Here is a 7,681-nt window from a genome sequence, read left to right as displayed (position 1 = left end):
TCCGCCCCTACCTGTAAGCAACAACCCGCTTACACAGAAAACTTGACAGGCTCGGTGAATCGCGCTGGCTCACCGTGCCGGACTTGGCTGCCGGCAGCCCCGGTGCCCGGAACCAAGGCCCTCTGCGACGCCACTTCCCGATCTGCTGCGCCGCTTCGGGGTTGACAACGCCGGTTAATCGGCTGTCAAAGGCCCCGAGGCATACAGCACAACGTTAAGTTGCGTTGTTAACGCCCAACCGGCCAAGCACACACCCCACCCCCGTGTCAGGCATCAGGACATCGGCGACCGCTCTACCTCAGCCCACCATAACACCACACCCCCAAACCCGAAGAGCCGGTAATTCTCATGGCATGCGTCGGAGCCCTCATTCTCTTCCTCACGGATGGCGGCAGTGTTATCACCCTGGTCCTGTGCTTGGCTGCGCTGTCGTCGATCCTGCCAACGGCATGGGTGCTGGCGGGGACAGGCCCGATCCGCTTCGCGCAGGTGGGGCGTGACTGACCCGCTGACGATGGCACCACTGGTTGGTCTGCCCCGCTCCCTTGAATAACCGGCCAACCCATCCGGTCAGACCCGAGGCGTTGCCCGTCGGGCCATGTGCGCCAGCAGCGCCCAGAAGACCGCGCCGCCCACCACCGCCCAGGCCAGGACCGGACCGATGCCGGCCCAGTCCAGGCCGCCGGCGTCGGTGAGGGCGTTCGAGCCGAGCGTCAGCGCCCGCGTTACCAGCGAGTACGGCCACAAACCCGCCAGTGTCTGCGCCTTGTAGGCGACCCCAATGCCGATCACCGCACCGGCCAGCCCCAAAGCCACGGGCGCGGCGAAGGACCGCATCCGCATCGACAACAGGGACTGCAAGCCAGCCAGCGGCACCGCAGCCACCACCGCCAGCAGTGCCGAGACCGCGAAGCCGATGGGCAGGCCCCCATCCAGGTGCAGGAACACAATGCCGGACAGCCAGGTGAGTGCAATCAGCAGCAACTGCATGGCGGCTACCGGCATCAGGATCACGCTCGTCTTCGCCAGGGCGACCGCGGCCGGAGAGTGCGGCGTCGTGGCCATGTGGTTCCAAGACGAGCCCCGATGCTCGGGGCGCCACGCCGCCGCCAGCAGCAGGGCGACCGCGATCGAGAAGAAGAACAGCCCGTAGAACAAGGTGACTTGGCTGGTGAAGGTTTCCCAGGTCGCCGCCAGCACCGCCTGGTTCATTGCGAAGTTGACCGATCCGGAGATGACGGTGAGCACAGGTAACACCACCACGATCAACCACACCAGGGACCGGCGCAGCTTGAGGGCCTCCACGGCCAGCAGGGCCGGCCAGGCGCCTTTTTTAGCGGTCGGCGTCGGGATAACCGAAATGGGGGCGGGAGTACCGCGTGAAACACTGGTTGCGGGCACGGGGCTCACCTTTCGATGTGGTCGAGGCGGGAAGTGATTGTGTAGAAACAGGTGGCGGCCAGCCCCAGAAATCCGGCTATCCAGCCCAGGGGTGGGCGGGCGACCATGAGGTCGCCGGTGCCGACCTGTGAGATGGGGCAGATCATCGCCCAGTACCCCCACGGCAGCAGCCGCGCGAGCCAGGCCGGGGCGAGGAACATGTACACGCCGATGAAGGCCCCTACCAGCCCGAGGCCCACACACGCAAGCTGGTTGTCGAGCACGGCCGCGAGCAGAATATGCAGCGCGCACATGGCCAGGTCGACGCCGATCAACAGGGCGGTGTATCCGGCCCATGTCCCGATTGGCAGCGGCACGGTGGCGCCGGCGGTGCAGGCTGCGACTATCAGCGCCACCGTCTGCATCGCGAGTGTCGACACCAGCACGAGTGCCAGGGTGGCGAACTTGGCCCGACACAGCCGCCCGGGCGTCAGGCCGGCCGTCGCGGACAGGTACCAGCCGCCGGATGCGTGCTTAAGGTCGGTCAGGCGGCTGGCCAGTACGGCCACCAGAATCGGCGAGAACAGGGCGTTGATCAGCGCATACTGCAGCAGGATCCCCTCCCACGGGTGGGCGGCCGGATCGTTCAGGCCCGCCCGGGAGGACGCGGACAGTGGCGCGGCGAACGCCACCGCCGTCACGCCCAGCACGGTCACGATCGGCGTGGTGCGTAGGCGCCGCAGCTTGGCCAGTTCCAGTCGCACGGCGACGCGGAAGGACCCGCCCGGGCGCTGCGGCGGTGCGTAACCGCCGCAGCCGTGGCGCCTGCGGGAGGACATGGCGACTGTCGGCTGTGCACTCATCACAGCGCCCCCGCTCCGCCGGTCAGGTCCATGAAGACGTCCTCCAGGCTTTGGGGCTCACGTCGCAGCTCATACACGGGGACGTCCGCGGCCACTAGCCGCCGCACCAGCTCGGCGGCGTCCCCGGGAGACAGGCCGGGAATTCGTACACCGGCATCTGTCACGACCATCGTCGCGAGCGACTCCGGGGCAGTGCGGTTGCCTGCGGCACCGTCCAGGCCGGCCAGCATTGTCGGGGTGAGCGCCTGTGGCCGGGGCGTGACCAGGAGCAGGTCCGGCACCGATCGGCGCATGAGTTCGGCACGCGTGCCCTGAAAGACAAGCCTGCCGGCTGACAGGATGCCGAGCACACTCGCCATGCGGTCGATCTCATCGAGCAGGTGACTGGAGACCATCACCGTCACGCCCTCACCCGCCAGCGACACCAGCAGATTGCGAACCTCCTCAATGCCGGCCGGATCAAGGCCGTTGGTCGGCTCGTCCAGGATGAGGAGCTCCGGCTGGCGGGCCAGCGCCATGGCAATCCCCAGCCGCTGCTTCATGCCCATCGAGTAGGTCTTCACCAGGCGGTCCCGATGGCCGGTCAGACGCACCAGGTCAAGAGCCCGGTTCACCTGGGCGTCGCTCAGCCCGAGCATGCGCTGCACCAGGCGCATGTTCTCGGCACCCGTCAGGTGTCCGTAGCCGGGCGGCTGCTCGATCATGGAGCCGGTGCGCGCCATGAGCCCGCCGCGACTGCGCCGATCCAGCGGGACGCCGAACAGGTTCACGCTTCCAGTCGTCGGTGTCAGCAGGCCGAGCAACAGCTTCATGGTCGTGGACTTGCCGGAGCCATTGGGGCCCAGGAAGCCGTAGACGACGCCGCGGGGAATGACCAGGTCGAGGTGATCGACAGCGGTGCGGGCGGCGGCGCCCCTGCCGAAGGTCTTGGTCAGGGCACCGGTGGTGACGACGGCGTCCGGGAACCGCGTTGCGGCGTCGCCCCCGGTGGGTCCTGGGCGGGTGAGGGTGACTGTGTTCATGCCTTGCAGCATTCCCGCGCCCGCGGTCGTCGGCATCAGGCCCGGGGCGGAAGTTCGGGCGCGCTCGGTCGCCGGACTCATACTCGGGTATGAAGACCCGGCTCCCACCGTGCCGCTACCGTCGCATACCGGATAGCGCTCCCGTGGAGGGCGGGCCCCTTACACAGGTGGGGAGAGGCGGGGATGAGGATGCGTGACGGCGAGGCAGCGGGGCATGGCCGGCGGGCGTCGGACGGGCCGGACAGCGGTGCGCGTTGGTGGCCGCCACGGGGGCGTCCAGGTGTGGCGGACATGCTGTTGTCCGTTTCCCTGGCTTATGTGTGCGTATGGAATCCGCCCATGATCACGGAGCAGCCGACCGGCGCTCTGCGCACCACACTCATTGACTCCGGTGCGTACGTCATCATCCTCGCCGTGTGCTGCGTGGCCATCGCGCTGCGCCGCCTAGCCCCAACTACCGCCGTCGTCGCCGTCGGAGTGGCGCTTGCCGCTCACGTACTGATCTTCGACGGTCTCTCCATCCTCGCTATCGTCGCCTGCCTGGTGGCGGTGGAGACCTGCACGAGTCGTGTCCCGCGCCCCCACGCTTGGCTGCTGGTGGCCCTGGGGTACCTCGGTGGCGCGGTCGGCGCCCTGCGCGCGGACAAGCTGATCGACCCGCCCACCCCGGGTGCCGAACTGATCGTCCTCGCGGTGAGCTGGGCGTTCATCACCGTCGCCGTCCTGACCGGCCTGCTGCGCCGACGCGCTCGCGAGCGGATCGAGCAGGCCCTGGAGCGGGCAGAGGTACTGGCCGCTCAGCAGGAGGCCGAACGGCGTCTGGCGGTGGCAGCCGAGAGGCAGCGCATCGCCCGGCACGTGCACGACCTGCTGGGGCACTCGCTGTCCGTCATCGGCATGCAGGCCGAGGGCGCCCGGGCCGTCCTGGCTACTGATCCCGCGGCCGCCGCCGAGGCGCTGGTGGTGATTGGGCGGACGAGCCGGCGCTCAGTCTCCGAAGTGCACGCACTGGTCGACATGCTGCGCGCCGACGTCAGAGAATCCCCCTTGGCTCGTCCCTCGGCGCAGTCGGACGGGAGCGCGGCACCGGCCGGCTCGAGTCCGGGCCTCGACGACGTGCCACGGCTCGTTACGGGTGCGCGGCGGGCGGGCATGCCGCTCACCCTCGACCTGCGCTGCGACGCCGAGCCGCCGGCCCCGGTGGGGGAGGCGGCGTACCGCTGCGTACAGGAGGCGCTGACCAACGTGATGCGCCATGCCGCATCCGCGCCGACCAAGGTCCGGATGCGAGTCGAGGACGGAGGAGTCGATATCGTCGTCGAGAATGTGGAGCCCATGTCGGCCGGAGGCGGTGCCGCAGGCGCACTGGACGACGACACCCGGCGGGGAGCGGGGCTGCAGGCCATGCGTGAACGAGTGGTAGCGCTCGGCGGCCGTATGTGGGCCGGGGAGCGGTCAGAGGGCGGCTGGCGCGTGTACGTCACCCTGCCGGCGCTGCCACACCTCCCCCAGGCGCAGCCGGGACAGGCCGCATGAACGGCATCATCAGGGTCGCGCTGGTGGACGACGAGCCGCTGTTCACCGCGGGGCTGGGCATGCTGCTGGGCGCACAGCCGGGCATCAAGGTCGCCTGGCAGGTCGGCGACGGTGGCCAGGCGCTGCGGCGCGCGCAGAGCGATCCCGTGGACGTGATCCTGCTGGATGTGCAGATGCCCGGCCTCAACGGCCTGGCCACGACCCGCCGCCTGATTGAGGCGGGAGCCCCGGGCCGCATCGTCATACTCACCACCTTCGACACCGACGGCTATGTCATGGGTGCCATTGAGGCCGGCGCGGCTGGGTTCCTGTTGAAGAACACGGCCCCGGAGCGGCTGATCGAGGCGGTGCGCACCGTCCATGCCGGCGACTCTGTCATCTCGCCCGGACCTACGCGGCGATTGTTGACCGCTGTACGCGCCGGCCAGGCGGAGCAAACCCGGCCCCAGCCGCCGCTGCCCGGTGGGCTCACCGAGCGGGAGACGGAGGTACTCGCGCTGGTGGCCCGGGGGCTGACCAACCAGGAGATCTGCGAGCGGCTGTGGCTGTCCATGGCGACGGTGAAGACGCACATCTCCCACCTGTTGGCCAAGACCGGGGCGCGCGACCGGGTGCAGTTGGTGCTGCTGGCGTTGCGCACCGGCGTCGTCGAGCTTGATGAGCTGCTGGCTGAGACCGCGCCGTGAGAACACTGAGGCGGGCGGCCAACGTACTCAGAACAGTCCTCCGAAGACCCAGCCGAACAGTACCTGGGCGTAGAGCAGGCCGACCACCAGATTGCAGAGCGTGCCCGCGAGGAACACCAGCACGGGCTTCCATCCGGCCTCCTGCAGGGCACCGACGCGGAACTCCAGGCCGATCGACACGAAAGCCAGGGTGAAGAACAGGGTCTGGAGCGCCTTGGCGGAGGCCACTCCGGTGCTCAACCAGCTGGTGTCGTCCGCGACCAGGCCGGGTGCGGCGGCGGCGAAGGTGGAGACCAGCACCGACGCGGCGACGAAACCGAGAACGAATTTCGGGAAGCGCTGCCAGACCTCGCGCCAACCGGGGCGGGTAGCAGAGGCAGCAGTTCCGTCGGCGCCACGGCGGTCCACGCGCAGGGTGAACCAGAGGGACAGGCCCACGGCAACGAAGCCGATGAGAGCGTTCTGCGTCATCTTCACAATCGCGGCGAACTCGAGCACGTCCTCGCCGGCGACGGCCCCCGCGGCGGTGACCGCCGCCGTGGTGTCGATGTTTCCGCCGATCCAGGCCCCCGCCACCGGCGCGGACAGCCCGAGGAGGCTCGCGAGCCACGGCAGCAGGAAGATGCTCGGCAGGGCGAAGACCACGACGAGCCCGGCCGTGTAGGCGAGCTGTTCGCGCTTGGCGTTGACGGCGCCTGCCGCCGCCACGGCAGCCGATACCCCGCAGATCGACAGGGCTGTGGCCAACAGGGCTTTGAGGTGCGGTTCGACCCGCAGCAGACCGGCGATCCACCAGGTGAACAGAAAGACCGTGGAGATCATGACCAGGGCCTGGATGATCGCTGGCGCCGCCGCCGAGACGATTACATTGATGTTGACGGCCGACCCCAGGAGTACGAGCCCCGTCTTGATGAAGAACTCGGTTCGGAACGCCGCCGAGAGACGGTCGATGACGCCGATCGCGGACAGGGCAACGTTGGCGGCGAACCCCAGTGCAATGGCGTAGACGGGGAACTCGATCGACCCGGCGATTCCGCCGAACCAGGTCCCCTCGCTCCAGAGTGGGACGTGACTGTCCAGGTAGTCAACGGCGGCGGCCAGGCCGACGACGACGATGAGGCCGAGCAGGGTCCAGCCCGGGGAGGTGGCCTCCGGGTGGGCGTCCGGGGCGGGTGCGACGTCGGAACCGGCAGCAGTGGGAGTGGTGGTGTTGACGTGGGCAGGAGCAGTCATCACAACCACTCCGAGATGTTCGGGATGATGCCGAGCAGGGCCAGGCCGAGCATGGCGAGTCCGGTGATGGTGGCGACCCAGTCCTCGCTCAGGGAGAACTTTCCGTCGCCGTCGGGCGGGATGACGGTGGTGGGTGGAACGTCGACGTGGCCGTCCGCGGCCTTGGTGTTACGGATCGTGTAGCTGTCAGGGGGCATGGGCATACCTTTCGGGTACTGCTGCGTACACGTCAGGACCTGCCCCGACAAGTGGGGCCCGTTAGAGGGACAGACACAGGAGGAGTCGTCGGCAGGTACCTGCCGACGCAGCTCGTGTCAAGGGAAGGGCGTGTCAGTCGGCAGCGGTGATGCGGATACCGCGACACATACACATCTCGGCCGCGCCGAAAAGGCCGCCGGCTGCGCCGACGACCGAATGGAGCGGGAGAGTACTGAACATGGCTCGGACCATAGGACACGGCGGAGCCGACAATCCAGGCCCGTCCGCATGGCGAAATGCGGTGATTCTCGGCACGCAACTGGCTGTTTGTGTTTGTGGGTGCGGGTGCGGGCTCGGATGGTGTGTTGTGGTCGGGTTCGGGGCCATGCTCGACAAGAGCCGGCCTACCAGGTAGTCGTGTTCGGGTGTGGGAGGCCGTTTTCGTGTCGGCGAGGTCGGGTTCGGCGGGTGCCGCTTTGCCGAGATCGTCCTCTTCATCCCCAAACCCTCCACATTCGGGAGGGTTTCGGGCTGACGAGGTCGTTTTGGTCGCTCAGAGGACGTTCTCGGGCCAATGAGGACGTTTTCGTGCCGGTGGGGACGTTCTCGAGGCGGCGTCGGGGGTGGACGGTTCGTGTGTTCCAGTGACGGTTCGTCAGGTAGCAGCAACGGGCAACACCATCAGCCCACCACGCCCACAAGCGCGAAGAGCCACGTGACATCTACCGAACTCGGCACGTAAGTCCTACCGAACTCGGCACGT

At 68.2% G+C, this 7,681-nt stretch carries 8 protein-coding genes; 3 read left to right on the top strand and 5 right to left on the bottom strand.

The features are described 5' to 3' along the window. The first annotated feature begins 348 nt into the window (after positions 1–348). Complete coding sequence (locus tag Q4A20_RS14300; RefSeq protein WP_303123995.1) at positions 349–504, top strand: hypothetical protein; 156 nt, start codon at positions 349–351, stop codon at positions 502–504. A 66-nt stretch (positions 505–570) separates the two neighbouring features. Here Q4A20_RS14300 and Q4A20_RS14295 read toward each other — a convergent pair whose 3' ends face one another. Genes Q4A20_RS14295 through Q4A20_RS14285 form a run of 3 tightly spaced genes read right to left on the bottom strand, consistent with a single transcriptional unit; the run spans position 571 to position 3,265 of the window. Further along, positions 571–1,401 carry an ABC transporter permease gene (locus Q4A20_RS14295; protein ID WP_303123993.1) on the bottom strand — a complete coding sequence of 277 codons (831 nt, stop codon included), beginning with the start codon at positions 1,399–1,401 and terminating at the stop codon, positions 571–573. A gap of 5 nt (positions 1,402–1,406) precedes the next feature. Beyond that, entirely contained in the window at positions 1,407–2,243 is an 837-nt protein-coding gene (locus Q4A20_RS14290) for an ABC transporter permease (protein ID WP_303123991.1), read from the bottom strand. Continuing rightward, positions 2,243–3,265 (bottom strand): ABC transporter ATP-binding protein, encoded by a 1,023-nt coding sequence (locus Q4A20_RS14285; RefSeq protein WP_303123989.1) that lies wholly within the window; start codon positions 3,263–3,265, stop codon positions 2,243–2,245. The genes Q4A20_RS14290 and Q4A20_RS14285 overlap by 1 nt, the downstream gene beginning before the upstream one ends. A gap of 291 nt (positions 3,266–3,556) precedes the next feature. On the opposite strand from Q4A20_RS14285, the gene Q4A20_RS14280 reads away from it, so the two are divergent. After that, entirely contained in the window at positions 3,557–4,801 is a 1,245-nt protein-coding gene (locus Q4A20_RS14280) for a sensor histidine kinase (RefSeq protein ID WP_303123987.1), read from the top strand. A gap of 5 nt (positions 4,802–4,806) precedes the next feature. Further along, the gene (locus Q4A20_RS14275) at positions 4,807–5,487 is read left to right on the top strand and encodes a response regulator transcription factor (protein WP_303123997.1); all 681 of its coding nucleotides are present in this window, start codon (positions 4,807–4,809) and stop codon (positions 5,485–5,487) included. 27 nt (positions 5,488–5,514) lie between these two features. On the opposite strand, the gene Q4A20_RS14270 is transcribed toward Q4A20_RS14275, so the two are convergent. Then, a complete protein-coding gene (locus Q4A20_RS14270; RefSeq protein ID WP_303123985.1) occupies positions 5,515–6,720 on the bottom strand; it encodes a YeiH family protein in 1,206 nt (401 codons plus the stop codon). Next, a complete protein-coding gene (locus Q4A20_RS14265; protein WP_303123984.1) occupies positions 6,720–6,917 on the bottom strand; it encodes a hypothetical protein in 198 nt (65 codons plus the stop codon). The genes Q4A20_RS14270 and Q4A20_RS14265 overlap by 1 nt, the downstream gene beginning before the upstream one ends. Positions 6,918–7,681: the final 764 nt, after the last annotated feature.

Origin of the sequence: Actinomyces sp. (assembly GCF_030530635.1) — a bacterium.
Classification (GTDB): Bacteria; Actinomycetota; Actinomycetes; order Actinomycetales; family Actinomycetaceae; genus Actinomyces.
The sequence above is the reverse complement of the archived record's forward strand: the minus strand, read 5'-3'. Positions and strand labels throughout refer to the sequence as shown.

Bases quoted from the DNA above. Each gene is read 5' to 3' on its own strand.
- Q4A20_RS14265 (WP_303123984.1), bottom strand. From the start codon at position 6,917: ATGCCCCCTGACAGCTACACGATCCGTAACACCAAGGCCGCGGACGGC.
- Q4A20_RS14270 (WP_303123985.1), bottom strand. From the start codon at position 6,720: ATGACTGCTCCTGCCCACGTCAACACCACCACTCCCACTGCTGCCGGT.
- Q4A20_RS14280 (WP_303123987.1), top strand. From the start codon at position 3,557: ATGCTGTTGTCCGTTTCCCTGGCTTATGTGTGCGTATGGAATCCGCCC.
- Q4A20_RS14285 (WP_303123989.1), bottom strand. From the start codon at position 3,265: ATGAACACAGTCACCCTCACCCGCCCAGGACCCACCGGGGGCGACGCC.
- Q4A20_RS14300 (WP_303123995.1), top strand. From the start codon at position 349: ATGGCATGCGTCGGAGCCCTCATTCTCTTCCTCACGGATGGCGGCAGT.
- Q4A20_RS14290 (WP_303123991.1), bottom strand. From the start codon at position 2,243: ATGAGTGCACAGCCGACAGTCGCCATGTCCTCCCGCAGGCGCCACGGC.